This window comes from Enterobacter cloacae complex sp. Mu1197 (assembly GCF_040059225.1).
In the GTDB taxonomy this organism is placed as follows: domain Bacteria; phylum Pseudomonadota; class Gammaproteobacteria; order Enterobacterales; family Enterobacteriaceae; genus Enterobacter; species Enterobacter quasiroggenkampii.
Map to the genome: position 1 here is coordinate 3,931,426 of NZ_CP157375.1, position 23,061 is coordinate 3,954,486.

At 50.7% G+C, this 23,061-nt stretch carries 24 protein-coding genes; 7 read left to right on the plus strand and 17 right to left on the minus strand.

The window, feature by feature from the left end; all coding sequences use genetic code 11:
- Positions 1–20: 20 nt before the first annotated feature.
- Positions 21–1,610, minus strand: a complete 1,590-nt coding sequence (locus ABFV38_RS18395) for an ABC transporter substrate-binding protein (protein WP_348957725.1) — start codon at positions 1,608–1,610, stop codon at positions 21–23.
- A gap of 245 nt (positions 1,611–1,855) precedes the next feature.
- Here ABFV38_RS18395 and yghU point away from each other — a divergent pair, with 245 nt between their 5' ends.
- The 4 genes from yghU (at position 1,856) to ABFV38_RS18415 (ending at position 5,185) form a co-directional block, all read left to right on the plus strand.
- A complete protein-coding gene (gene yghU / locus ABFV38_RS18400) occupies positions 1,856–2,722 on the plus strand; it encodes a glutathione-dependent disulfide-bond oxidoreductase (RefSeq protein ID WP_262765035.1) in 867 nt (288 codons plus the stop codon).
- A gap of 176 nt (positions 2,723–2,898) precedes the next feature.
- Positions 2,899–3,771, plus strand: coding sequence for a small-conductance mechanosensitive channel MscS (mscS, locus tag ABFV38_RS18405; protein WP_348957726.1), 873 nt, complete (start codon positions 2,899–2,901; stop codon positions 3,769–3,771).
- Positions 3,771–4,856, plus strand: coding sequence for an AI-2E family transporter YdiK (gene ydiK / locus ABFV38_RS18410; RefSeq protein WP_348957727.1), 1,086 nt, complete (start codon positions 3,771–3,773; stop codon positions 4,854–4,856). The genes mscS and ydiK overlap by 1 nt, the downstream gene beginning before the upstream one ends.
- A complete protein-coding gene (locus ABFV38_RS18415; protein WP_348957728.1) occupies positions 4,853–5,185 on the plus strand; it encodes a glycine zipper family protein in 333 nt (110 codons plus the stop codon). Before ydiK ends, ABFV38_RS18415 begins: the two co-directional genes overlap by 4 nt.
- Positions 5,186–5,244: 59 nt before the next feature.
- Here the strand turns inward: ABFV38_RS18415 and ABFV38_RS18420 are convergent, their stop codons facing one another.
- From ABFV38_RS18420 to ABFV38_RS18490, 15 genes are all read right to left on the minus strand, one after another.
- Positions 5,245–5,523 (minus strand): hypothetical protein, encoded by a 279-nt coding sequence (locus ABFV38_RS18420; RefSeq protein ID WP_348957729.1) that lies wholly within the window; start codon positions 5,521–5,523, stop codon positions 5,245–5,247.
- A 179-nt stretch (positions 5,524–5,702) separates the two neighbouring features.
- Positions 5,703–6,152: a hypothetical protein gene (locus ABFV38_RS18425; protein WP_348957731.1), complete on the minus strand. Its 450-nt coding sequence runs from the start codon at positions 6,150–6,152 to the stop codon at positions 5,703–5,705.
- 392 nt (positions 6,153–6,544) lie between these two features.
- The gene (locus tag ABFV38_RS18430; RefSeq protein WP_348957732.1) at positions 6,545–6,808 is read right to left on the minus strand and encodes a hypothetical protein; all 264 of its coding nucleotides are present in this window, start codon (positions 6,806–6,808) and stop codon (positions 6,545–6,547) included.
- 71 nt (positions 6,809–6,879) lie between these two features.
- The gene (locus ABFV38_RS18435; protein WP_348957733.1) at positions 6,880–7,437 is read right to left on the minus strand and encodes a LuxR C-terminal-related transcriptional regulator; all 558 of its coding nucleotides are present in this window, start codon (positions 7,435–7,437) and stop codon (positions 6,880–6,882) included.
- A 19-nt stretch (positions 7,438–7,456) separates the two neighbouring features.
- Positions 7,457–7,777 (minus strand): hypothetical protein, encoded by a 321-nt coding sequence (locus ABFV38_RS18440; protein WP_348957734.1) that lies wholly within the window; start codon positions 7,775–7,777, stop codon positions 7,457–7,459.
- Positions 7,778–7,903: 126 nt separating this feature from the next.
- Positions 7,904–8,590: a fimbria/pilus periplasmic chaperone gene (locus ABFV38_RS18445; RefSeq protein WP_348957735.1), complete on the minus strand. Its 687-nt coding sequence runs from the start codon at positions 8,588–8,590 to the stop codon at positions 7,904–7,906.
- Positions 8,590–9,126: a fimbrial protein gene (locus ABFV38_RS18450; RefSeq protein WP_348957736.1), complete on the minus strand. Its 537-nt coding sequence runs from the start codon at positions 9,124–9,126 to the stop codon at positions 8,590–8,592. The genes ABFV38_RS18445 and ABFV38_RS18450 overlap by 1 nt, the downstream gene beginning before the upstream one ends.
- 11 nt (positions 9,127–9,137) lie before the next feature.
- Entirely contained in the window at positions 9,138–9,668 is a 531-nt protein-coding gene (locus ABFV38_RS18455; RefSeq protein WP_348957737.1) for a fimbrial protein, read from the minus strand.
- Between the two features lie 11 nt (positions 9,669–9,679).
- Entirely contained in the window at positions 9,680–10,738 is a 1,059-nt protein-coding gene (locus ABFV38_RS18460; RefSeq protein WP_348957738.1) for a fimbrial protein, read from the minus strand.
- Positions 10,739–10,759: 21 nt separating this feature from the next.
- On the minus strand, positions 10,760–13,357 hold the full coding sequence (locus ABFV38_RS18465) for a fimbrial biogenesis usher protein (protein WP_348957739.1): 2,598 nt from the start codon (positions 13,355–13,357) through the stop codon (positions 10,760–10,762).
- Positions 13,358–13,379: 22 nt separating this feature from the next.
- Positions 13,380–14,087: a fimbria/pilus periplasmic chaperone gene (locus ABFV38_RS18470; RefSeq protein ID WP_348957740.1), complete on the minus strand. Its 708-nt coding sequence runs from the start codon at positions 14,085–14,087 to the stop codon at positions 13,380–13,382.
- Positions 14,088–14,129: 42 nt separating this feature from the next.
- Entirely contained in the window at positions 14,130–14,672 is a 543-nt protein-coding gene (locus ABFV38_RS18475; RefSeq protein ID WP_348957741.1) for a fimbrial protein, read from the minus strand.
- A gap of 75 nt (positions 14,673–14,747) precedes the next feature.
- Positions 14,748–15,299 (minus strand): fimbrial protein, encoded by a 552-nt coding sequence (locus ABFV38_RS18480; RefSeq protein WP_348957743.1) that lies wholly within the window; start codon positions 15,297–15,299, stop codon positions 14,748–14,750.
- A gap of 193 nt (positions 15,300–15,492) precedes the next feature.
- Positions 15,493–16,113: a LuxR C-terminal-related transcriptional regulator gene (locus ABFV38_RS18485; RefSeq protein ID WP_348957744.1), complete on the minus strand. Its 621-nt coding sequence runs from the start codon at positions 16,111–16,113 to the stop codon at positions 15,493–15,495.
- A 9-nt stretch (positions 16,114–16,122) separates the two neighbouring features.
- Positions 16,123–16,749 carry a helix-turn-helix transcriptional regulator gene (locus ABFV38_RS18490; protein ID WP_348957745.1) on the minus strand — a complete coding sequence of 209 codons (627 nt, stop codon included), beginning with the start codon at positions 16,747–16,749 and terminating at the stop codon, positions 16,123–16,125.
- A gap of 205 nt (positions 16,750–16,954) precedes the next feature.
- On the opposite strand from ABFV38_RS18490, the gene ABFV38_RS18495 reads away from it, so the two are divergent.
- Positions 16,955–17,563 carry a helix-turn-helix domain-containing protein gene (locus ABFV38_RS18495; RefSeq protein ID WP_348957746.1) on the plus strand — a complete coding sequence of 203 codons (609 nt, stop codon included), beginning with the start codon at positions 16,955–16,957 and terminating at the stop codon, positions 17,561–17,563.
- A gap of 89 nt (positions 17,564–17,652) precedes the next feature.
- A complete protein-coding gene (locus ABFV38_RS18500) occupies positions 17,653–18,303 on the plus strand; it encodes a helix-turn-helix domain-containing protein (protein ID WP_348957747.1) in 651 nt (216 codons plus the stop codon).
- 74 nt (positions 18,304–18,377) lie between these two features.
- Here ABFV38_RS18500 and ABFV38_RS18505 read toward each other — a convergent pair whose 3' ends face one another.
- Positions 18,378–19,925, minus strand: coding sequence for a methyl-accepting chemotaxis protein (locus tag ABFV38_RS18505; RefSeq protein WP_348957748.1), 1,548 nt, complete (start codon positions 19,923–19,925; stop codon positions 18,378–18,380).
- A gap of 550 nt (positions 19,926–20,475) precedes the next feature.
- Here ABFV38_RS18505 and ABFV38_RS18510 point away from each other — a divergent pair.
- On the plus strand, positions 20,476–23,022 hold the full coding sequence (locus ABFV38_RS18510; protein WP_348957750.1) for an autotransporter domain-containing protein: 2,547 nt from the start codon (positions 20,476–20,478) through the stop codon (positions 23,020–23,022).
- Positions 23,023–23,061: the final 39 nt, after the last annotated feature.

Consider the following 23,061-nt stretch of genomic DNA (forward strand, 5'->3'; position numbering starts at 1 on the left):
CCGACGGCCGGGGCAATCGCTTATTTCTGATAGATTTTTGACAGATCCTGGAACAGATAGACCGGTTTCGGCTCCGCTTCCTCGGTACCGCCAAAACGCTTGTCCACCGCGACGGTCGCATTGGTATAGGCGATCGGGTAGTACGTCATGTCGTTCGCCACCGTTTGCTGAATTTGCTTGTAGATATCAGCCCGTTTCGCGGCGTCAGTTTCCACGGCGCCTTTATCCCACAGGGCATCAAACTGCGGATTTTTGTAGTGCGCGTAGTTATACGCTTCGTTGCTCATGAACAGCGATTTGTAGCCGTCCGGCTCGGAGCCCATGATGTAGCCGCCCAGGTTGAGCTCCCACGCGGTGTTGTTCATATCGAGGCTGCGCTGGGACATGGCGTTGGAATCCAGCGGCATCAGCTCTACGCTCACCCCAATGCCCTTCAGCGCCTGCTGAATATAGAGCGCCATGCTCTCCTGGGTTTTGTTGGTGTTCACATACGCCAGGCGCAGCTTGAGGTTGTCCGGCGCGCCGGAGCTCTTGAGCAGGTCTTTGGCTTTTTGCAGGTCAAACTTGTACTGCTCGACGTCATCCGTCTTGTAAAGCGTATCGGGCGTCAGGAAGGACGTTGCCGGTTTAGCATAGTCCAGCGAGGTAAACGCGGTCTGGGTCAGCTCGTCTTTGTTGATGGCGTAAGCAATGGCCTGACGCAACTCTTTGCTCTTCATCACCGGCACGTTCTGGTTGAACGTCATATAGGCCAGGCGGCCTTCCGGATAGACCACGAAGTCAAACTTACCGGTATTTTTCAGACGGTTCACATCCTGCGGATCAACCATCTTGAGGTTGATTTCACCGTTTTGCAGCGCCAGGTTGGCGGCGTTGCTGTCTTTGGCGAAACGGTAGGTGACCGAATCAAGCTTCGCTTTGCCGTTCCAGTAATCATCAAAACGAGTCAGGGCGTAATATTGTCCGGCGCGGTACTCTTTAAATTTGAACGGCCCGGAGCCGACCGGTGCATCGTTTTTGCTGCTCTTTTCCAGGTCGCCTTCACCAGCGAACACGTGCTGCGGGATCGGGTAGATCTGTACCAGCGTGCCGGTAAAGGCCGCGCTGACCTGCGGTAAGGTGAACTTAACGGTGCGGTCGTCAACCTTGCTTACCTGTACCGGCTTGCCGCCGTAGGTGAACATGCTGCGGAAGAAGCTGTGCTGTTTGGCATCCAGCAGCTTATTGAACGTAAAGACCACGTCGTCCGCCGTCAGCGGCTGTCCGTCCTGCCATTTCAGGTTGGGTTTTAACGTCAGGGTGTAGCTCAGGTTATCGGCGGAGGGCGTCAGGCTTTCCGCCAGGCCCCACTCGATCTTACCGTTGTTGAAGCTATAGAGCGGGGCATAGAGCGCCTGCATGATGGTTAACGTGGTACGGTCGCTGGCATAGAGCGGATTCATGGCTAACGGATCGCCGGAGGTCATCCCGATAATCAGCGAACCGCCCGCTTTTGGCGCGTCGCTTTTTGCCGCAGGGGGCGTATTGGTCTCTTTATTTTTCGCATCATCACAGCCCGCCAGGCCTAACGCGATCGAAACGACCACTGCCGATAACAGAAGCTTGCGCATCTCACTAACTCCTTGCCTTATAAAGTGTTTATGACTGCATCTTTTATTTATGTTGAAGCATCATATGCAGCTTTATCCATTAACGCATTAGTTATGAAAATGCGATTTTCGATTAAGCTTATGCCGGATTTGATATATATAAGCAGCAGAAGGAATAGCGGTTAATTGCTTGCGCTCACAACGTTAAACGGTTCACAAATCTCCTGCTACACTGCCTCAACACATCACAAAAAAGGCAGGCCAACATGTCAGACAACACCTATCAGCCACCCAAAGTGTGGGAATGGAAAAAGAACAACGGCGGCGCGTTCGCCAACATCAACCGCCCCATTTCCGGCGCGACCCATGAGAAAGATCTTCCTGTCGGTTCGCACCCGCTGCAGCTTTACTCGCTCGGCACACCGAACGGCCAGAAAGTGACGATCATGCTCGAAGAGCTGCTGGCGCTGGGCGTAACGGGCGCGGAGTACGACGCGTGGTTGATCCGCATCGGCGAGGGCGATCAGTTCTCCAGCGGCTTCGTTGAGGTGAACCCGAACTCGAAAATACCGGCGCTGCGTGACCACTCCACGAACCCGCCAACGCGCGTCTTTGAATCCGGCAATATTCTGCTCTATCTGGCAGAGAAATTCGGCCACTTCCTGCCGAAAGATCCGGCGGGACGCACCGAGACGCTGAACTGGCTGTTCTGGCTGCAGGGCGCGGCGCCGTTCCTCGGCGGCGGTTTTGGTCACTTCTACAACTATGCCCCGGTGAAAATCGAGTACGCGATTGACCGCTTCACCATGGAAGCCAAACGCCTGTTCGACGTGCTGGATAAACAGCTGGCGCGCGGTCGCTACGTGGCGGGTGAGGAGTACACCATCGCGGATATCGCCATCTGGCCATGGTTCGGCTGCGTGGCGCTGGGCAGCGTGTACAACGCCGCCGAGTTCCTCGATGCAGAGAAGTACACCAACGTGCAGCGCTGGGCGAAAGACGTGGCGAATCGCCATGCCGTTAAGCGCGGACGCATCGTTAACCGCACCAGCGGCGAGCTGAACGAGCAGCTCCACGAACGCCACGCGGCGAGCGACTTCGAGACCAATACGGAAGATAAGCGTCAGGGTTAATGCGCTGACAAATTGCCCGGTGGCGCTACGCTTACCGGGCCTACGATTCAGGTTTTGTAGGCCGGGTAAGCGCAGCGCCACCCGGCATTTCAGCCTCCATTTTTGGACCTTTTAGTCCATCAGGGACACGCCCCGCGCTCGATATACTAGCGATTTCCTCCTTATGGATTTCCGCTATGAAGTTCGAAGCTTTCCCTGGCGTCAGACAATTTATTTTCTGGGTCAGCAACAATGAATCCGTCATCGTACAGGGCATCATTAACCTGATTGGTGCCGTGTTTATCCTCTGCACGGGCGTTTTTATCGCGCGGATCACCAGCGCCGGGTTTAAACGTCTGCTGCTCAGCCGCAACGTCGACAAAACTATTACCCAGTTCTGTAGCGCGCTGCTGCGCTACACGATGGTGGCCTTTGCGGCCATCGCCGCACTTGGACGCATCGGGGTGGAAACATCCTCCATCATCGCCGTGATCGGTGCGGCAGGTTTGGCCATCGGTCTGGCGCTACAGGGTTCGCTGGCTAACTTTGCCGCTGGCGTGCTGCTGGTGACGCTGCGACCGATTCGCGCAGGTGAGTATGCCAGTGTTGGCGCTGTTGCCGGCACCATCGAAGAAGTGCATATTTTTTCCACCACGCTACGCACGTCAGACAACAAAGTTGTTGTAGTGCCGAATGGCAAAATCATCGCCAGCGAAATCACTAACTTCTCTCGTCAGAAAGAGCGCCGCGTAGATATCACCCTGGGCGTAGGCTATAACACCTCGATTGAACACATAAAAAGCGTGCTCAAAACCGTGGTCATGCTCGACCCACGCATTTTGCACAGCAAAGGCCACACCATCCGGTTAAGTGAGTTTGCGCCGTCATCACTCAACTTCGTGGTACGCGTATGGACGGAAAACAGACATTACTGGGATGTCTATTACGACCTGATGGAAAACATCAAAAACGCGCTGGACGCCAATCAGATCCAGATGCCGTTCCCGCAGATGGATGTGCACCTGAACGATCAGCGCATCCCGGCCCCCGCACAGGAAGTGACACATTAATGGACGCCGTAAAACCCGCGCGCGATTTGCCGCAAACGTTGTTTAGCATCCTGCTGATCCTCACCCTGCTGTGTTGCGCCATCTGGATTTTGCACCCGTTTCTGCTGAGCGTGGTGTGGGCAGGGTTGATTGTTATTGCCACCTGGCCGCTGTTTATTCTGCTGGAACGTAAAACCGGCGGACGCAGGCCACTGGCGATTACCGTGATGATGCTGTTCCTGGCCGCGACCTTTCTGTTGCCGATGATCTTCAGCGCGGGCGTACTGTCGATGCTGATGGAGCAGTTCCTGCAATGGCTGACGCAGTTTGATATGACGCACCTGCCAGCGCTCGATTTTCTGGGTCATATCCCGGTGGTTGGCGCACGTTTGCATGATAAGTGGCAGTCACTTGCCACGAGCCATGCCGACACCCTGCTTCATACCCTGAAACCCTGGGTAATAAAGTTCGCGGTGTTGCTGATGAAAGAGCTTTCCCAGTTCAGCGCCCTGTTTGTGAACGGTATTTTGATGCTGATTGCCTGCCTGGTGTTTTATCTCCACGGGAAGCGCATCGCTCGCGGGTTGCGTCAGTTCGCCTTTCGGCTGGCGCGCGAACGCGGTGAACATGCAGTGATCCTGGCGGGTAAAACCGTACAGGCCGTGGCCATGGGTGTGGTGCTGACCGCCGTTATCCAGGCGGCGTTTGCCGGGATTGGGCTTGCGCTGTGTCAGGTGCCATCCAGTGCGCTGCTCACCGGCGTTATCTTTGTGCTCTGCCTGATGCAGCTTGGCCCGGTGATCGTCATGCTGCCTGCAGTGGCCTGGCTGTTTTATTCCGGCAACCACTGGGCCGGTGGTTCGCTGCTGATCTGGACGATTATTGCCGGGTCGCTGGATAACGTGCTGAAACCGCTGTTTATCAAGCACGGAGCCGATACCTCACTGCTGCTGATCATGGCGGGCGTGATTGGCGGGATGCTGACCTGGGGCATGATTGGCCTAATGGTCGGGCCTGTATTGCTGGCAGTATCGTGGACGCTTCTCTCAGCCTGGGTGAGCGAAGCGGAGTATCAACCTACAGCAGTCACAAAGGACCTGTTATGAAATTGATTAAAACGACGCTGATTATCAGCACCCTGATTTTCTCCGCCTCTGGTATGGCAATGGACAGAGCCGCAGGTGGCGCGATTGCCGGTGCGGCGATTGGCGCGGCAACGGGTAAAGACGTGAAATCCACCGTTGGCGGCGCCGTGATTGGCGGAGGCGTTGGCGCCATGACGAAACACGGCGATACCGGTAAAGCCGCGCGCAAAGGTGGCGCAATCGGTGCTGCGGTGGGTGCAGGTGCTGCCGCCGTGACCGGTAAAAGCGTACTGAAAGGCGCGGCAGTCGGTGCCGGTGCGGGCGGTCTGGTAGGACAGGCGACGCACTGATAAAACCTCGCCGGGCGACAATGTGTTTGCCCGGCCTTCTCTCTTCCCTTCTTTAAATATCAATGGTGATCGTCATACTGATGTTCAATCACCATCCCTTCTGCCACGCTCGCCACATGACGCGCACGGGGGTGATAAACCGGTGCAGGCGCTGGCGCGGCATACACCGTCTGTGACGGTGCTGGCGCGACGGTAACCGCCTCCGGAACCGTGGTGGATGACGGGACAATTACCACTTTATATCCGCTCGGGACATCCACGGTGACGCTTTGTGCCATCGCGGAATTGACCATCGCCAGGCCTGCCATCGCGGCCAGTAAAATAAATAGCTTTTTCATTGTCGTATTATTTCCGATAAAAATAAGAAAATTAATGATGTCAGGAGAAGCTTAAGGCTATATTAATTTCAGCCATCTTTAAGGTGCAGAAAATGCCAAATATATTGTTACATTACCGAAGAAAAATAATAGCGTAGGCCGGGTAAGGCGCAGCCGCCACCCGGCAACATACGACAACTTTAGTTAATTGCGATATTCCCTTCCGGCGTATTTATCCAGCGCGGTGCTTTCAGCGTATCGGCGTAATATCCCACCAGTTCACACAGTAAATCCTCTATCACTCGGGCCATCTCCTGTGGCAGGGCGCGGCTTATCAACAGCTGGGTTAAGACCTGACAGTATTGCCCGAGCTGATCGCTCTCCGGCTCGAACGCGGGTAGCCGTGCGGGAAGATCGTTCACGGTGAAATGCGGGACTAATTGCGCCGGAATCGGCTCGTGCAGCGTGGGTTGCAGCAGCGCCAGACAGGCGGATAGACGCCCGCACAGCGCCAGCTTTTCGGTGATGTCGTCGCATTCCACCAGAGAATATGCGTACTGCTCGCAGCAGTCCGCCAGCTCGGTGAAATCGGTGGTGTGGGAGAACGGGTGGGTTAATAACGGATAAGTCTGGGTTGGGGTTGTAGCCATGGTGGCAGCCTCCTGTAATTTGCTTTTTCATCTGCCACCCGAGAGGCTAATCTCGTGGTGGCAGAACCGAGCGGAGTTAGCCTTACCGGCATTACAGGAAACCGGCGCGTCTTGCGACGCCCCCGCCCGGCCCGCCATTGAGGTGTAACCGTGCGCACGACATATTACTATGCCGCCTGTATTTTTACCCGAGAGGCTAATCCCGACGCCTGATTTTGCAGGCGCGGCAAGAAGATACTGCGATTATGGCGAGGTGACAAGGGGCATTCTCGGAAGCCGCCTCGCAAATCCGATCAGTATTTTAAGTGGGCGAAAAAAAAGCCCGATGGGATCGGGCAAAGCATAGCACCTGCAGCAACATACAAAGGGAATCATTGCAAAAGAACAACGCATCAAAAATATTTGATATCTCGTGCCTTCTGGCGTCCGTCTTGTTTTGTCTGACGTTTATCCTGGCGGCACTGACCATTGCTTTTATCATCATTAACTACACAATTCTGTTTCGTGTCGCGCGCCGACTGCCGGGTATCCTGTCGCGTATCACGTGCCGCCTGACGGCGATCCGAGTGTTCGGTGGCGTGCGCTGCAAACGCGCATAGCAAAGTCAATGCGATAATCGCAATAGTTTCTTTAACGATATTGGCAAAATGGTTCATAATGTCATCCAGGTAATAATCAATAAAAATAGATTCTCGCGTGCGCCCTTATTAAGGTAGATCAAACACACTTACAAAAAGGTTAAGCAATTAATCAATTTCAAAAGCTGAGAATCACTATTCACCCCAAATTTTCGCATGAGAATATATTTGTGTGAAAAAACAGTTCTTGGGCTAATATTCATTAACCTGGCTGTCTCTAAAGTTGTCAGCCCCCGAGAAAAGCAGGTTAATAGCTTACCCTGCTGCTTCGACAGATTCATCTTCTTGCAGAATGCACAATGTGAATCAATACGCTCAATTTTGTTTTCAACACGCTTCAGACATTCCTTTAAAACATGTAAAAGTGCGGTTTCCTTATCAAAAAACAATACATCCCTAAAACATTCCGGAAAATATTGAGCTGTCCTTAAGACTCCAACACTGTAACAAACCAATACCACACCATTTTTCTTTTGTATCCAGCGCTCGCAATCAAACAGATACTCATGACTGAATTCAAAAAAAATAACATCAGCATCATCGCTGACGACAAAATTAATATCACCGGTGTGTTTCAGAAGCAATTCTATACACAGCTTCAAACCATAAACATAATAACTATTACTGCCATTAATTGAAATATTCATTCATTTCACATATAAAAAATTACCGCAGCGATTTGCGCCAGCTGTCTGGTATCGAACAAGTCCCTGGCTGAGACTTCAGCATCCAATAACCATTCAACTGATAAATCGCGCCAGCCTTCTCCAGACTGAGTAGAATTTTGACGACTTCCGGACAGGGCAGGTTTACTCGTGCGGCTATATCACTCCCGGTCCACCTTTCTGCCGCCGACACAGCACCGAGGACCGCCTCGGACGATGACAAGTGCGTTTCTCTACTCGTCTTCCCTCCAGTTTCCCAACGGGTAACGATGGCGGGATGATCTAATTTTTCTGTTTTCATGATTCGTTCAATAGTATCCAACAGTACACCAGCAGGTTTTCCTGAAATATCGATAAATTTATAACATGAAGCGATATAAATACGATTTAAGTTAATCTCCCAGGAACATATTTGCACACTGATAATTATCTATTTATGGACAGAGTATTAAATCGTTATCTGCTGGATCGATAATGTTTTACCGAAATCATTAATAGACTGCCACTGAATAAGGCAGCGTTCTCCCTCAGTACACCAGGCCATCTTTCTCGAGCCAAAGGGGGCAACGACGCCTGCATTATTCACTGAATTGCCATTTACGGTGACGCCAAACAAGGTGACATAAAAAGGCGTAGGGTTTTTCACCGTGACACCTCCGCCATCGCGCTTCCAGCTTATATGCTGATATGCTTTTTCCGGATTACCCTGCAAATTTGCCGGCCGATAGAACAACTTCAGATGTGAGCGGATCGCAACCTGTACGGTATTGTCTGATGCTTTCTCCGTTGAAGAAGGAATGGCAGTGATCACCAGATCAAACAGCGTCTCTTTATCTTTTGCCAGCGCGCCCCCATCTGAGACCAGGCGGATTTTATTCTGTTTACCGCCGTTCAGAACAAACAACGGGGGGGTGGCAACAAAGGGAGAAACCGCGCCACGCTCCGCACCGGGAAAGGTATCGGGTTGCAGGATCTGTGTTTTCACCAGATAAGGGCGCGCATCGCTGTTCTCCAGGGTGATATTCAGCTGCGGGTTTTTCTCTTCGTAGACAAAACGGGTGCCGCCAATAGCCACCCCCGCATGACTGGCAAAACAGGGAGCCAGGAGCATCAATCCCACTAATAACGTTTTCATTATGCGTAGTTCAATAAAAAGGTGGCCGTGGCATTGGCATCTCCCGCCTTCACCGTATCACCATTCGCCATATATTCAGCGAAGAAACTCAGGTTGACTGACTGCGCTCCCGGCGTCAGCGGATAGTTAATACTCTGCGTATTGAGCGGGACGATCTGACGGTTTAAATCAAGAATGGCGATACCCATTCCTGTTGCCGCCGCACTGCCCTTATCTATTGCCAGCAGACGATTATCACGCCCGTCGACAGTGCCATTGAACGTGACGCTAACGGCAGTGGCCGCATCGCCGCATTTAACCAGTTTAATGACGAACGACTGTGCCGCCGCAGTTGCGCCTGCCTGATAAAATTGTTTGCTGGCAACATTCCCCATATCAACGGTCATATTTTGCGAGTCAGTATCAACAATGCAGGTGTTACTCTGGATCGTACCGGTGATATTGATTTGGCCGTCATGTGCCTGCGCGGCGTTTTGCCATGCCAGTGACAGAGTGGCTAACAGTGTCAGTCCTATGGTCGTAAATGTCTTTTTCATTCGTTCACCTGTCACTGATAGGTCATATCAAAATACATGACGGAATTTGCATTACCTGGCTTCACCGGCACGGCCGTGGCTTTATAGCGTAGCTGGAAATGCAGCGTATTATCACCAGCGGCCAGCGGTTGCTTAGCCGACGCGTTATTCAGAGCAACAGGGGTTCCTGCGCTATCAAGGATCTGGATTGCCACCCCACTCGCCATATCGCCAGTACCGCCGGTATCCGTTAACGCCAGCAGATCCGTATTGGATGAATCCGCTGCCGTCCCGCTGAAGGTAATGGTGCTACCCGTAATATTTGGGGAGCAATTCAGTAACTTAATATCGAAACCTTTTGCCGGGCTGACGTCACCGACTGTTTCAAAACTGTTTTGCGGGAAATCACCAATATGCACATCTGCACTTGTTGTCCCAATATCGCAGCTTTCGGCAATAATATTCCCCGACATTCTCAGGTTGGCCCAGCCTAAATCATCGGCCAGCGCGTGTCCGGAAAATAATACCAGCGGCAGAAAACTACTTAATAAATGTTGACGCATGATCGTTCCTTTTACGCAAAGTCGACGCGAATATAAGCCAGAGAGGTGAATTTTCCCTCTGTTGGGGCTTTGCCTGTTGTACTTACCGGGTAAGCTTTAAAGCTTACCGTCGCCTGGCTGTTTTCCAGTGAGAACGGGATCAGGCCGGTATTAGGTTCGATGACTTTATCGTTGCTGTCTGTAACCACCACCCCCACATCGGGGTTATCACTGGAAATTGCATCTGGGTAATTCGCATCAGGCGTGCTCTGAAAGCGAACAGTTAAATTCGCCATCGCTTCAACACCACTATTACATTGTACTTTAATCTGTTTAGTCACGGGGTTAACGCCATCGGGTTTTTCCCCTTTGCTCTTGAATTTACCAGACCAGATATTACCAAAATCGATAGTGACGATTTGTCCCGCATCGATTGTGCAATTTTGAGGTACAGTTACAGTTCCGGAGAGTGAATAATTAATTGTTGGTGCACCTTGCGCATTGCAAGTTTTATCCGTTGCAAGGCATGAATACAAGCTTGCCAGCGTATATGTAGGTAACATTACTGTTCCTATAAACGGCTTCCTGATCCTAAGATCTAAAACACCGTGCGATCCCGTAGCATTACTCCCATAGTTTAAATTCTGATTACATGTATTTGCCGCCGGCAGAGTGAATGCATTGGAAAATGGAACCGCCATTTTACCACCGGACCAATTTGGATCTTGAATCCATAAGCGCACATCAAGGTAGTCAGAATAAACAAACCAATTATCTCCACCTGCAGAGGCTAATTGTGTAGTTGTAGTCCAGTACCATTCATGATTGCCAGACGTACAAGAACAATTCTCTACATATCCAGGAAGAGACCAAGAATAAGCTGATGCAATCACTTTACCTGCAGCATTGTCGCTTGGGTTTGTCACATTAATATTACCAAGCGCTGCAGTGAGATTATTTGTACCTCCGGATGGCCCAGTGCAATTACCATTTGCCAAAACGAATTTACATGGTAGAAAAAACATGATCAAAACAAATGGCAACCCAAGCAAAATCGCTCTAACATTTGTTGTAAATTTACCAGGAAACATATTCGCCCCAAAGAAATTAAACTATTGACAAATTACTTTCGCCTTCACAATCGCCTTATTCAGGCTATCGTCCGGCAGCGTATAATTCACGGTACATTGCTGGTCTGGTTCATTTCCCCAGACGGCTTTAATTGTTCCTTTTAAGGGCAATCCCGCGAAATACACCTGCCCATCATCACCCACCATCCCCACGTTTTCCGCATCTTCGCGGGAAACCGTGGCGCCAAACGGCACCGGCTTGCCCCCTTTCACCAGCGTCAACAATGCACGCACGCCGACGTTAGCCTTAAACTTCGCGCGAACCAGTGCGCCCTGTGTCGGCACCACATCCACTACGGCGTCATCAATATCAACGTTGTTCCCCAGCGTGTTAGTGTCCAGCGCAATACGGTTGGTACGATAGGTTGTGGAGTACGGCAGCACCGCATAGCCGCGCCAGTCCGTTTTCACACCGGTACCGTTTTCTACGCTAACGCCATCAGCGCCCGGCGCAGCAATCAACACGTTGGTATCGCCCAGCGGCTGACTCAGCGTCACACCGTTTTCATGTACGACCACACCACCGTTCAGGCCATAGTTCACCTGCTGATAACCGCCGTTACCGCTGTAGTTGTAACCAACGTTGGCATTCCCGTAGGTGCCCTGATAATTCAGGCTGGCGCTGCCGCTGTTGCCGTTCCCCTTGTTGGCGTAACCTTCCTGCACGCTGTAGTTGAGGTTATTGGCCTCCAGCAACGTCCCCGTTAACCCTGCCGTCTGGCTGGTGTTGCCGTGGTTGTCAGTATTGACGTTATAGGTTGCGTAAGCGTCGTTATGTTTCTGCAGATCATCGGTACGCGTTGAAAGCCATTTACCAATCGGCAATGAGACATTAAGCGAAAACATGTGGTCGTCGTCATAACCGCCTGCCGCCTTGTTAAAGCTGTAGCTCAGGCTGTAATTCACGTCATACAGCGTGGTGTTAAAACCGGTTTGCAGCGTGGTGTCGGTATCATCCGTGTGCCAGTAACTCTGCTGTGTGCCCGTCACAAACAACGAGCCAATTTTGCCGATCTGCTGCGAAACGTTGACCTGCAACTTGCCCTTTTTGGCGTAGTAGAGATTGTAATAATCCGTCCAGTCCGGCTCATCCTCTCGCGTACCGTCCTGATACTTCACACTGTTCCCTTCCATCCCCTTATAGGTGGTCTGATCCAGGGTATAAAACCCTGAGGTGGAATAGCGATAACCCACCAGCTGGAAGTTGGTCCCCAACTGGTTCAGCGACTTGGCATACAGGAAGCGATAGGACTGCCCCTGGTGATGGCTGTCGTCCGGTAAAATACTGCTGGCTTGCGTCGCATCCAATGAGATGGCGCCCAGTTGTCCAAGGTTGAATCCCAGACCCAATGCGTAGGCCTGATAGTCACTGCTAACCTGCGTTCCACCGTAGACCGTCATCCCATGCGACAAGCCATAAATCAGCGTGCCCTGACCAAAACCAACCTCTTCCTGGTCGTCATTACTGGTACGGAATTTTCCCCCGGTAAAGGCATATTTGAGACGCCCTTCACGCTGCAAAATCGGCACGGATGAATACGGTACGGTAAAACGCTGTGCGCTGCCGTCCGTCTCCGTCACGGTCACTTCCAGGTCGCCACTGGAGGAGGTTGGGAAGAGATCGTTAATCTCAAACGCGCCAGGTGAAACATAACGCTGGTCGATCACGTAACCGTTCTGCTTAATGGTGACCTTCGCGTTGCTTTTCGCAATTCCACGAATGGTCGGCGCGAACCCTTTCAGGCTGTCCGGCAACATGTTGTCATCCGACATCAACTGCACGCCGCGGAAGCTCAGGCTGTCAAACACGTCATTCGGCGTGCTGCTTTCACCTGTGATCAATTCACCTTTCAGCGGAATGATCGTGCGCTCGGCATAGGTGCTGACGTGCTGCCAGTCGTTCTGGCTGTCACCATCGCCGCTGGTATAGTTCCAGGTCGACACATCGCGAAGGCGCCATGCCCCGTAGTTAAGGCCGCTACTCAGGTTTAAGAAGTAGTTATTCGTGGCGCTGCTATCACTGCCGCTGCTGTTAGAGCCAGTAAAGTTATAGTTCAGCAGCAGCGCTGAGATCCCCTGGTCCCACTGTTCCGGTGGGATATACCCGCGCGCACTATTGTTCATCATCGCCTGCGGGACGCTGATGTTCAGACGCTGCTGTTCAAAATCGAGCGTAGTGCTGGCATCGGCTACCAACGCAGCCAAATCCAGACAGGTATCTTCAGCGGGGGGATTTTTTACCAGCGACTGAATCGCCTGAACGTTAATTCCCAGCGCTACCAGGTTCTTTTGCGTCAGACAGGGTTGCAAACCGCTATTAGCTTTATTTTCTGGCGCGATAAATTTGACATCTTTCGTAGCCACAAACTGGTCGTTGAGATAAATATCAACACGGTATGTGCCCGGTATCTGCCCTCCGTTCTTTTCAAATTTAGAAAGATCCGCTACGGCAGAAGGATCATCAGATAAAAATGACGGGTTAAAATAGTTGTCTGCATGAACGGCAGGCACCGTCAACATTGAAAATACGACTACAGCAAGTGGCTTATATTTGAAACGTTGCATTGTTAACCCGTACATAATTTATAAAACCTGTGTGTAATTAGCTGCCACAACTCTGCTTGTCGGTCATTGCGCCATAGTCATTCATGGTCTGGAACGTAACAACACCGCTGGCGCCCTGGGTGTTGATCACTTTGTTACCTTTTGGCGGTACCATGTCGTTTTCCAGTTTTTTTCCACCAACGTGTAGCTGAACCAGCGTGACGTAATACGGTGAAGGATTGGTCACGGTCAGGTTGCTACCAGACACCTGGCAACGCAGGGTTTTTGGTGCATCAATCGCAGGCGTTGGCAGTTTTTTCGGGCGCACAAACAGCTTAATCACGCTCTGAGTCGCAATTTGTAGCGAACTACCGCCCTGCTTGCTTTTATCAGAGGAAGGAATGGCTTTGCTGTTAAGATAGAAAACCGTTTCCCGATCTTGCGGTAAGTTATCCTGCCCCACATACATTATTCGCAGGATGTTTTCTTTCTTCGGCTGAATAACGAATAAAGGAGGAGTGATAACAAAATCATTAATTTTCTTTCCTTCAGCGTCCGATACCCAGTTCTGGATCAAAAATACATCCTTGGTATCGCTATTTGTGATCGGCAACGAGACCTGTTTTTCACCTTGCGGATAAATCAGGCGTGTTGCACCCAGCGCAACGCCACCGGCATTTGCAGAGGAGATAAGACCACAAAATAAAGCAGCAGAAACCAGACCAGAAATAAACGTGCGTTTTGTGTTATTTATTACAATAGTCATAAAAGATATCCAGAAGTTAATAGCTCCGGGAATATCCCTTTGCTATTGATAAATCATCTTGAACCAAACCGTACTCGATGCATCACCAGACTGAACGTGATTAAGCGTGGAGCGATATTTGGCCGAAAAGTGTAAAACCGTTTCTCCGTCCGTTAACGGAAAATAGTTTTTCGGTTGTGTATTGGGTACCAGGAGCCGACCGGTAAAATCAAATATGCCTAGCCCGATACCCTGCGCAGCACCTGCGCCCTCTCCTGATTGAAAAACCTGAGGATCGTTAGCATCGCTGATGCCATCAAACCGTACCGCGACGGTGTTCAGCACCGTAGTATCGCAATCCTCAAGGTGGATCTGAAATGCCACCGGGTCGTACCATGTCCCCTTTGTCGGGAAATTATTGGTGCGAACCTGCCCCATTTCGACTGTTTTATTAATGTCATCGGCTTTCACACTGCACGGCGCCGCAACGACAAGGCCTCGAAATTTTACCTCTCCACCATTTATCGTGACGTTAGCAGCCTGGCTAATAACAGGTGTGCAAATAAGACCAAAAATAAGTGCTTTAATTTTATTATTTAACAGCATTGTTATCGGTTCCTGTTCCCTGAGGAAAAAGATAACGGAGGACGTTTCCCCTCCGCAGAGGGGAAACGGTATTCATCAGGAGTAATGAATTTTAAAGGTTGCGGTTGCAGCTACGTCACCAGGGGTTGCCGCACCTGCTGTCGCAACATAGTCGACAGACAGCGGGATACGTACCGTTGAGGCATCAATGGTGACAGGGGAAGATTCGTCACCAATTGCAAGAGCTTTACCATCAGGCCCAAACAGCTGCAGAGCCACATTGGTCGCGCTACCCGCACCGGCGGTGTTTGCCATCGCCCCTGTCACATCACCGTCTTCCTGAGCATTGAAAATCACCGCCGCGTTCTGGCTGACAGTTGGGTCACAATCTTTCAGATCGATATGGAAATCTTGCTTCTGGTTAGCATATGCACCCGCTTCAGCCAGTTTAACAGTACGAACCTGGTCGAGGGTTACGGTCTGGCCGTCACCATCATTGCCGGTAACGACGGAACATGCCGCGTCAACCACAGTACCTTTGAAATAAATGGTGCCACCGTTAACAGTCACATCCTGCGCCACAGCGGAACCCATAGCTGCGCTGGCCAGCACGGCAGTTACGATCATTGCAACTACATTTTTTTTCATTTCTTTGCCTTTCAAATATATTGATGAGTGAATTCAAATTCGAGAGAACATTAATATCACTGCACTAATGTTTCTGAGAGCAACTTTATCAATGGTCCTAAAAATATGGAAACACATCATTCTCCATTTTTAGATCTATTAATATTCTTTCATCATTGAGAGGCGCTTAACAAATAAAGAATGCCGTTATTCTTCAAATATGGCACTGCAATATTTTCACTTTTAAATGAAAATCATCCTTTACGTCTAATTTCTTCATAATATTACGTTTATGTGAACTGATCGTTTTCTGGCTTCTAAAAAGAAGTTTTGCAATCTGGACCCCATTTTTACCTTTCTTCATGTGCTCCAGGACTTTTGTTTCAGCGTTGGTGAAGGGGATGTGTTCTGCTATAGATGGCAGACGTTGACGAGACTGCTCAATAGACGGGCTGATATAGCGGCGCTTACACAGACTCGCTTCAACAATGTCACGCGCCTGAAAAATGTGCTCATGGATGTTGAGTAGAGAGCATGTGTAGTCACGGATCAATGGACCTATAACCTTTCCCTGATCGGCATGAACAAGCAGTAAGAGTCGATGACCATTTTCATTTGTCAGTAGCTCATACTCATCAGGCCTCATCTGCTCCAGCGATGTACATGACGTAAAATCCAGCACGGTGAGATGGGGTTTCTCATGTGTGGGGTTACCGTGACAAAGCAGACGGTAACTCCAGTCCGGGTTATGCGTTAGCATCTCGTTCAGGCTTAAGGTTATCCCGTGCAGATACGTTTGATTACATACTCCTGACCGCAGGTTAAAAATAAACATGACCTTCCCTTACATGTGTCGCGTATAGATTTTGTCAATGCTTGCCAATAGCTCAAACCATTCAGCGCTGTTTTCCAGCCCAAGTCTTTGGCAAGCATTTCGCTTGTGGGTAGAAACAGTTTTGTAACTAATGTGACGTAATGTCGCGATTTCCTTTGATTTCATACCCCGCGAGGCATCCAGTAAGATATCGAGTTCGCTTGGGGAAAGTGTTTTTATAAGTTCTTTCCCTGGAAGGTGTTGAGCAACTGGCGTCAGAAATGAGTGATTAAGCGATAGCTTTGGTAACTCCTCTGTTAAACGCTCTTCTGCCAGGACATGAAATGCCCCCAGTCCAAGCATTAACCGGAGAATCAATCTATCATCTTCAGGCACCCAAACCGCAACCTCATAGCCACGCGTTGAGAAATAGTGGATCAAACGTAACGTATTTCTGACTTCCCATCCTGAACCGGCAACACCCAAAACAATCAATGGGATATCCTTATAAGGATGGCATGTCATTTCAGTGAGGAAGTGCCCGGTAGCACACTCAACGGTGTAACCGCTCTCCTCAAAATGATTTTTAATGACGTGACGAAACAACTGTCTGGTTTCAGACAGAACAACGGTTCGGGTTTGATTAGCTGTTGGCATAAAAAGTTTTGATAAAAGTGATTTGTTCCTCTTGCAAGTTAAAACACTACGCTCTAAATGCAATTTCCATTAAGTACAAAACTGGATCCTGTTTTATATTTTATTTGCTTTTATATTTCTTCAACCCAAATGATAAATTATTGTCCATACTAAGATTTGATTTTAGACTTAGAACTACTGGATTCATTAACTTACGGTACTCACTATGAAACCTGAAGAGCATATTCTCTTTCTTATCAATGCAGTATCCCAACCATCCCGGATCCAGAGCGGACGTATACGACAGATTATCTCTTTAAATCAGTATGCTGAACCCATGAGTTTTATTCTGCACGAAGGTATTGCGGCACTCTACCGGGGAAGGGATAACATGCTTTTGTCGAACATTAAAGCCCCTTTGGTATTCGGCCTCAATTTGCTTAGCTCAACAAACAGTGACATCTATATCCAGGCACGAGGCGGTATCCGGTATGAATTACTAAAACGTACGGATTTTGCGGATGCGATACGCACAGAAAACCTCTGGGAGAACCTGGCGAACATCTATATGTTTAATGCGCAAAAATTTCTCGAACTCAACTTTACGATATCCGGCGTGCCAACCTACGAACAAGTTTGCAATAGTCTGATCGCGTTGATGAACGAGAATGACGAGTTGCGTTTAACAACGAACGCCTGTGATTACATCCAGGAGAAGACTCTGCTTTCCCGCAGTGGGATCATGAAAATGCTAAGCGATCTCAAACAGGGTGGACACATTGATGTACAACGAGGCGTCCTGATAGCAATCAATAAATTACCTGAAAAGTATTAGTCACAATCCAGGAATGGAATTTTCTTTCCTTGTCTATCAAGGAGAGGCAGCTTTATGATTTGAGTATCGTTTGTTATCGGGGCCATGCCATGATTAATTCACCCGTGCAGCAGAAGCCTGATGACAGCCTCGTTCTGCTGCTAAACCAATTATCTGTTCCCTCCCGTATCGTGGAAATCGGTAAGGGTGCACTGGTTTCACTTAACGATGGTCCTGTACAGAGTTGTTTTATGATCCACAGCGGTACGGCGATCGTTCGGCGTTCAGATAACAATCTGATCGTTGGTAACATCAATGCACCGCTAATATTTGGGTTTAATTTATATCTGGGAATTGGCGACCAAATCCATATTGAAGCTATTACTGACGTTTCTTTTGAAGTCATTCCCTGCGAGCAATTTTATAACATTATTCGCCAGCAGCAGCTTTGGGAACCTATGTTGGATGTCACTATGTACATTTCCTCGCTGCTGTTTCGTAAAAATGCCATGTTAACAGTTCGTGATTCCCCATCCATTATCTGCCACCAGCTTAGAGAACTCATAGACGAACACGAGAGTATTCGCCTCAATACAAGCGTACATGACTACATACAGCAGCGAACGCATCTCTCGCGAAGCGGAATAATGAAGCATTTATCGCTCATGCGGAAAAAAGGGTATATTGAAATGAAAAATGGGATTTTGCTTTCAATTCACGCGCTTCCGTCTCTTTCCGATACAGAGTTCACTGATTTATAAAGGAAGCCTATGATTTCAATTACTTAGTACAACATAAAATTGAAAGGCTGCAATCAGCAGCCTTATTGAGAACGTTATGCCGTCAGGCGGAACTTCTGCACCGAGCGCTGAAGATCTTCGGTCTGACGCTCCAGCGCCGCCGCCGCCGCGGAAACCTCCTCCACCAGCGAGGCGTTTTGCTGGGTAACACCGTCCATCTGGGTAATGGCAATTCCGACCTGTGAAATGCCCTTACTCTGCTCCTCTGAGGCCGAGGCTATTTGCTTCATAATGGTCGTCACTTCCGTCACGTCCCGCAAAATCGCATCCATGGTGGTGCCGGTATCGCCCACCAGCTTCGCCCCCTGCTCGACGCGGGACACGGAGTCGGTAATCAGCCCTTCAATCTCTTTTGCCGCGTTGGCGCTGCGGCTTGCCAGGTTGCGAACTTCGCCTGCGACGACGGCAAAGCCTCGGCCCTGTTCACCCGCACGCGCGGCTTCAACCGCCGCATTGAGTGCCAGAATATTGGTCTGGAAGGCAATGCTGTTAATGACGTTGGTGATTTCAGCAATTTTCTTCGAGCTTTCCGAAATACCGCTCATGGTGGTCACCACCTCTTCCACCAGCGAGCCACCGCGGCTGGCGGTGGTTGAGGCCACATCGGCCAGCTGGCTTGCCTGGCGCGCACTCTCCGCGTTCAGCTTCACCGTGGCGGTCAGCTGCTCCATGCTGGCAGCCGTCTCTTCCAGCGCCGCCGCCTGCTCTTCGGTACGGGAGGAGAGATCGTTGTTACCGCTGGAAATCTCCGTCGCGCCGCGCCAGATATTTTCACTGCCGGAGCGGATCGTGCTGACCGCTTCGCGCAGGCTGTCCTGCATGGCGCTCAGCAGCGGCACCAGTTGGCCCACGCAGTTGCGGCCGAACGGCTCGATGGGCTGGCTGAGATCGCCCTGGGCAATCTGGCGGAACTGCTGGCGAATGCGATCCAGCGGTTTAACCAGCATCGCCACCAGGTAACGGTCGGTGAAGAGCAGGATCAGCAGGCCGACGATCGTGGCGATGATAATCACCGTGCGGGTCATGCTGGTCAGGCCGTCCACCACCACGCGGGTACTGTCGAGCGACTTCGCGGCAGCATTGTTGAACTCTTCAGCCGCCGCACCGAACGCGCGGCTCAGCGGTGGGGTGACGTTGTTGGCCTGCTGACGATAGCCGTCCAGCGCGCCCTGTTTCGCCTGCTGCATTTGCGGCGTCACGCCCTGTTCGAGCAGCGCCTGCCAGGCACCGATCACCCGTGAAGAGACCTGCTCATCCATTGGGCCTGGAGAAATGGCTTTCATCTCAGCCAGCTTCTTGCCCATGTTATCCAGCGCCTGCTGGGCAGAGGCCAGATCCGGCGTGCCGCCTGCGGCTTTGACTTCCATTGCGCGGCTCAGACGGGTCACAAAGCGGAAATACTGATCGTTGCCCTGGCTGAGCACCGTCATCTGCTTGACCAGTTGGCGGTCCACCTCGTTGCCATCTGAAACGCGAGACAGGGACCAGGTGCTGTATAAGCCAACACCCGCCCACATTACACAAAAGATCCCGAGAATCGTCAGCATGACGAAACGGATCGTGAAATTACGGAGCATATTCATAAGTCTTCCTTGCCGTGAGGGTGAATTCGCCCAGAGGCGAGTCTTACCCTCGTTATCGGCAGAAACTGGCGAAGTTATACTATTTCGCGCGTAATTTTATAAAAATCTTCACTACCCTGCCGTTCGCCGGAGAAGGATAATCGCTGCGGGGTAAATCTAACTGCACAATACGTGTTTTCATATTTCAGCAGCCGTCAAAATGTAAAACAGGCAAACAGTTAATTAACCTCATGATCCGAAAGGGTTAATATCCCGGTGAATAAGAAGGTCAAAGAACCGCACGACCGGTCAAGAAACCCTTTAATTTGTATGCAAATCATTCAAAAATATTTAGCACATGAATTAATTCAAATTTATTAATTAGATTTAATTATTTAAACGTCAATTATTGCTCGATATATATCTTCAGATTTCATTACATCCTTAGCCGCTAAGAAAGTTCTTATTTTAAATAAATTCAATTAAAAAGAGCCGGACAATTTTCGACTCATCCAGAGAACTTAAAATGCGCAAATTAATGAATCGTACGTTGCTTTCGCAATGTGTCTTAGTGGCTTTAACGTCATTTGGTGCCCAGGCTGCCGTCACTCCCGCTACGCCCTGCCAGCCTGGCGTGACGTCGCAGACCTGCGGCTTATCGAAATATAAAGATAATAGTTTCTATGAAGATCCCGGCGTGACTAATGCCATTATGGCCGACGCCAACGCAAATAATATCTTTATGGATGGAAGCCGTGAATCAGGGGATACCCAATCATTAACCGTTTCTGGTACCGACATGTCCGGCCATTATATTCAGGGCAGCAACGGGGGGACGGCTAATATTACGGTGAATAACGGCGCCACCGTCGATATGATCGAAGTGGGCAATACCGGTGCGACCACCAATACGACGGTAACCATCGATGACGCCACGCTGAATGGCGAAAATGACGCCGGAAGCTACGAGGGCAAGAAAGCCTATATGATGGGTTCCGCCATTTACCTCGACCCCATGGATAAAGGTTACCACACCGTCAACGTTGAGGACGGCAGCATGCTGCACGGCAGTATTCTCAGTGCCGGAGCCGGTGCACAAAATATTGCCATCAGCAACAGCACGATGGATAAAGGTGGTATTTACGCGGGTAGCGATAAATCTGATACCAATATTACGCTGACTAACGCTTCCGTGGATGCCTCGCAGAGCGAAATCGCGCAGAACATCGACACGCTGGCGGTAAAACTGAGCGAATACAAGCCCTTCAGCGACATCAACCTGGATGCTTTTGGCGATGTCGCCATCGCGATGTACGGAACGAAGGCTGATTCGCTGGCGCTGAATAACAGCACGGTCACCGGCGACATTGGGGCCTTTAACGAAAACGGCACCACGCTGATTTCACTGACCAATAACAGCGTGGTAAATGGCAATGTGACCGTCGATGGTAACTCCGCAAATTCCGTTCTGGTGGATAACAGCACCGTGAATGGCGAGATAAATACCAGCCAGAATACGGGCAATAGCACAATTACGCTGCAGAACAACGCAACCGTCAACGGTGATATTACAACGGGTGCAGGTGATGATACGGTCGTGCTGACCAATGATTCACATGTCAATGGCAATGTTAACGGTGGTGACGGCAGCGATACTCTGTCAATGGATGCGGGCAGCTCCATATCCGGACAAATAAGCCAGTTTGAAACGGTAAATACCACCAGCGATAACAGCATTGCCATTGATAAAATTAACGATGCAACCAACTGGAGTTTGCAAAACGGTTCAACCCTGATTGCCAGCACCACCGGCAGCAATGCGCTGGTTACCATGAGCACCGACAGCTACGTGAATTTCGGTAATATTACCGGCGCAAATAACGCCGTGGTGGTGAACAGCATTACGCCGTCAGCGCAAAATCAGCAGGGGATAGTCCTGGGGACCTTCACCACGTCGGGCAGCAGTGCGCCGCAGAATTATGCAGCAGCCACGTTTACCAACGGCGACCAGACCGTGGAGAACCGTAGCGGCGCATATAACTACAACAACAGTCTGAATATTGTTGCAGCCGACAGCGTGCCTCAGGCTCAGCTGACTGCAGATAATAGCCAGAGCTGGAATATTGAATTTAACAGCCAGAAGGGCAACCTTGCGAGCGACGTTCAGGGGCTGGTAGCCGGCCTGGATGCAGCGGAACAGGCCGGGCATCAGGTAGCAGATGACATCAGCAACCACATGAACCAGGTGCATCTGGCAAACCTGCTGGGAGAACAGCAGGACGGTGCGCAGGTCTGGGGCGATTTCCTTTATCAGAACGGTAATTTCAGCAACGACGTCGACTATAAAAGCATCACTCAGGGTGCGCAGGGCGGCGTAGACTGGACGGCGCATCTGGACAACGGCGACAGCGTCACCGGCGGTATCGCGCTGGCATGGACGCGCAGCCGCGTGCAGGACACCAGCGACGGCGCGGATAGCTTCAAAGACAGCGTTTACGGTAACTACTACAGCCTGTATGGCGGCTGGCAGCAGGCGCTGAACGGCCGAACCTGGGGTCTGTTTGCTGACGGCAGCTTCAGCTACGGCGATATGCGTTACTCGTTGTCTGCCAACAACGTGACGGGCGATACCAGCGGCATGACGGAAGCGCTGCACGGCTCTACCGATGGCAGTCTGTATCTGGCGCAGGCCCGCACCGGGGTGAACGTGTTGCTGCCAGGCGAAACGCTGCTGCAACCCTACGCCACTCTTGGCTGGGATCAAACCAAAGCGAACGGCTTCTCTGACAGCGCAGTCACCTTTGCCGACAGCCAGGTCTCTTCCTGGAACGGCGGCGCGGGCGTGAGGCTCACCACCACCCTTCGCGATTTGAACAAAAACGTGAAGGTGATGCCGTGGATCGACGCGCGCTTCCAGAAAGAGTTCAGCGATAACACCGACATTCAGGCGGCGGATTATCACAATACCGCCGGTCACAACAACACCATGGGCATCTTTGGGGCAGGCATCAACGCCACCATCGCCCATAACTTCACCCTGACCACTGGCGTCTATGTCGGTACTGGTGATGTGGATAACGATGCCAGCGTACAGGCGGGGATGAGCTATAGCTTCTGATAGTCGTCTGATTGCCCGGTGACCTGCGTGTACCGGGCA

Coding starts and splice junctions, on each gene's coding strand:
- ABFV38_RS18505 (WP_348957748.1), bottom strand. CDS start 19,925: ATGAATATGCTCCGTAATTTCACGATCCGTTTCGTCATGCTGACGATT.
- ABFV38_RS18465 (WP_348957739.1), bottom strand. CDS start 13,357: ATGTACGGGTTAACAATGCAACGTTTCAAATATAAGCCACTTGCTGTA.
- ABFV38_RS18455 (WP_348957737.1), bottom strand. CDS start 9,668: ATGCGTCAACATTTATTAAGTAGTTTTCTGCCGCTGGTATTATTTTCC.
- ABFV38_RS18475 (WP_348957741.1), bottom strand. CDS start 14,672: ATGCTGTTAAATAATAAAATTAAAGCACTTATTTTTGGTCTTATTTGC.
- ABFV38_RS18485 (WP_348957744.1), bottom strand. CDS start 16,113: ATGTTTATTTTTAACCTGCGGTCAGGAGTATGTAATCAAACGTATCTG.
- ABFV38_RS18500 (WP_348957747.1), top strand. CDS start 17,653: ATGATTAATTCACCCGTGCAGCAGAAGCCTGATGACAGCCTCGTTCTG.
- ABFV38_RS18460 (WP_348957738.1), bottom strand. CDS start 10,738: ATGTTTCCTGGTAAATTTACAACAAATGTTAGAGCGATTTTGCTTGGG.
- yghU (WP_262765035.1), top strand. CDS start 1,856: ATGTCAGACAACACCTATCAGCCACCCAAAGTGTGGGAATGGAAAAAG.
- ABFV38_RS18420 (WP_348957729.1), bottom strand. CDS start 5,523: ATGAAAAAGCTATTTATTTTACTGGCCGCGATGGCAGGCCTGGCGATG.
- ABFV38_RS18480 (WP_348957743.1), bottom strand. CDS start 15,299: ATGAAAAAAAATGTAGTTGCAATGATCGTAACTGCCGTGCTGGCCAGC.
- ydiK (WP_348957727.1), top strand. CDS start 3,771: ATGGACGCCGTAAAACCCGCGCGCGATTTGCCGCAAACGTTGTTTAGC.
- ABFV38_RS18445 (WP_348957735.1), bottom strand. CDS start 8,590: ATGAAAACGTTATTAGTGGGATTGATGCTCCTGGCTCCCTGTTTTGCC.
- ABFV38_RS18490 (WP_348957745.1), bottom strand. CDS start 16,749: ATGCCAACAGCTAATCAAACCCGAACCGTTGTTCTGTCTGAAACCAGA.
- ABFV38_RS18415 (WP_348957728.1), top strand. CDS start 4,853: ATGAAATTGATTAAAACGACGCTGATTATCAGCACCCTGATTTTCTCC.
- ABFV38_RS18470 (WP_348957740.1), bottom strand. CDS start 14,087: ATGACTATTGTAATAAATAACACAAAACGCACGTTTATTTCTGGTCTG.
- ABFV38_RS18425 (WP_348957731.1), bottom strand. CDS start 6,152: ATGGCTACAACCCCAACCCAGACTTATCCGTTATTAACCCACCCGTTC.
- ABFV38_RS18495 (WP_348957746.1), top strand. CDS start 16,955: ATGAAACCTGAAGAGCATATTCTCTTTCTTATCAATGCAGTATCCCAA.
- ABFV38_RS18430 (WP_348957732.1), bottom strand. CDS start 6,808: ATGAACCATTTTGCCAATATCGTTAAAGAAACTATTGCGATTATCGCA.
- ABFV38_RS18395 (WP_348957725.1), bottom strand. CDS start 1,610: ATGCGCAAGCTTCTGTTATCGGCAGTGGTCGTTTCGATCGCGTTAGGC.
- ABFV38_RS18435 (WP_348957733.1), bottom strand. CDS start 7,437: ATGAATATTTCAATTAATGGCAGTAATAGTTATTATGTTTATGGTTTG.
- ABFV38_RS18450 (WP_348957736.1), bottom strand. CDS start 9,126: ATGAAAAAGACATTTACGACCATAGGACTGACACTGTTAGCCACTCTG.
- mscS (WP_348957726.1), top strand. CDS start 2,899: ATGAAGTTCGAAGCTTTCCCTGGCGTCAGACAATTTATTTTCTGGGTC.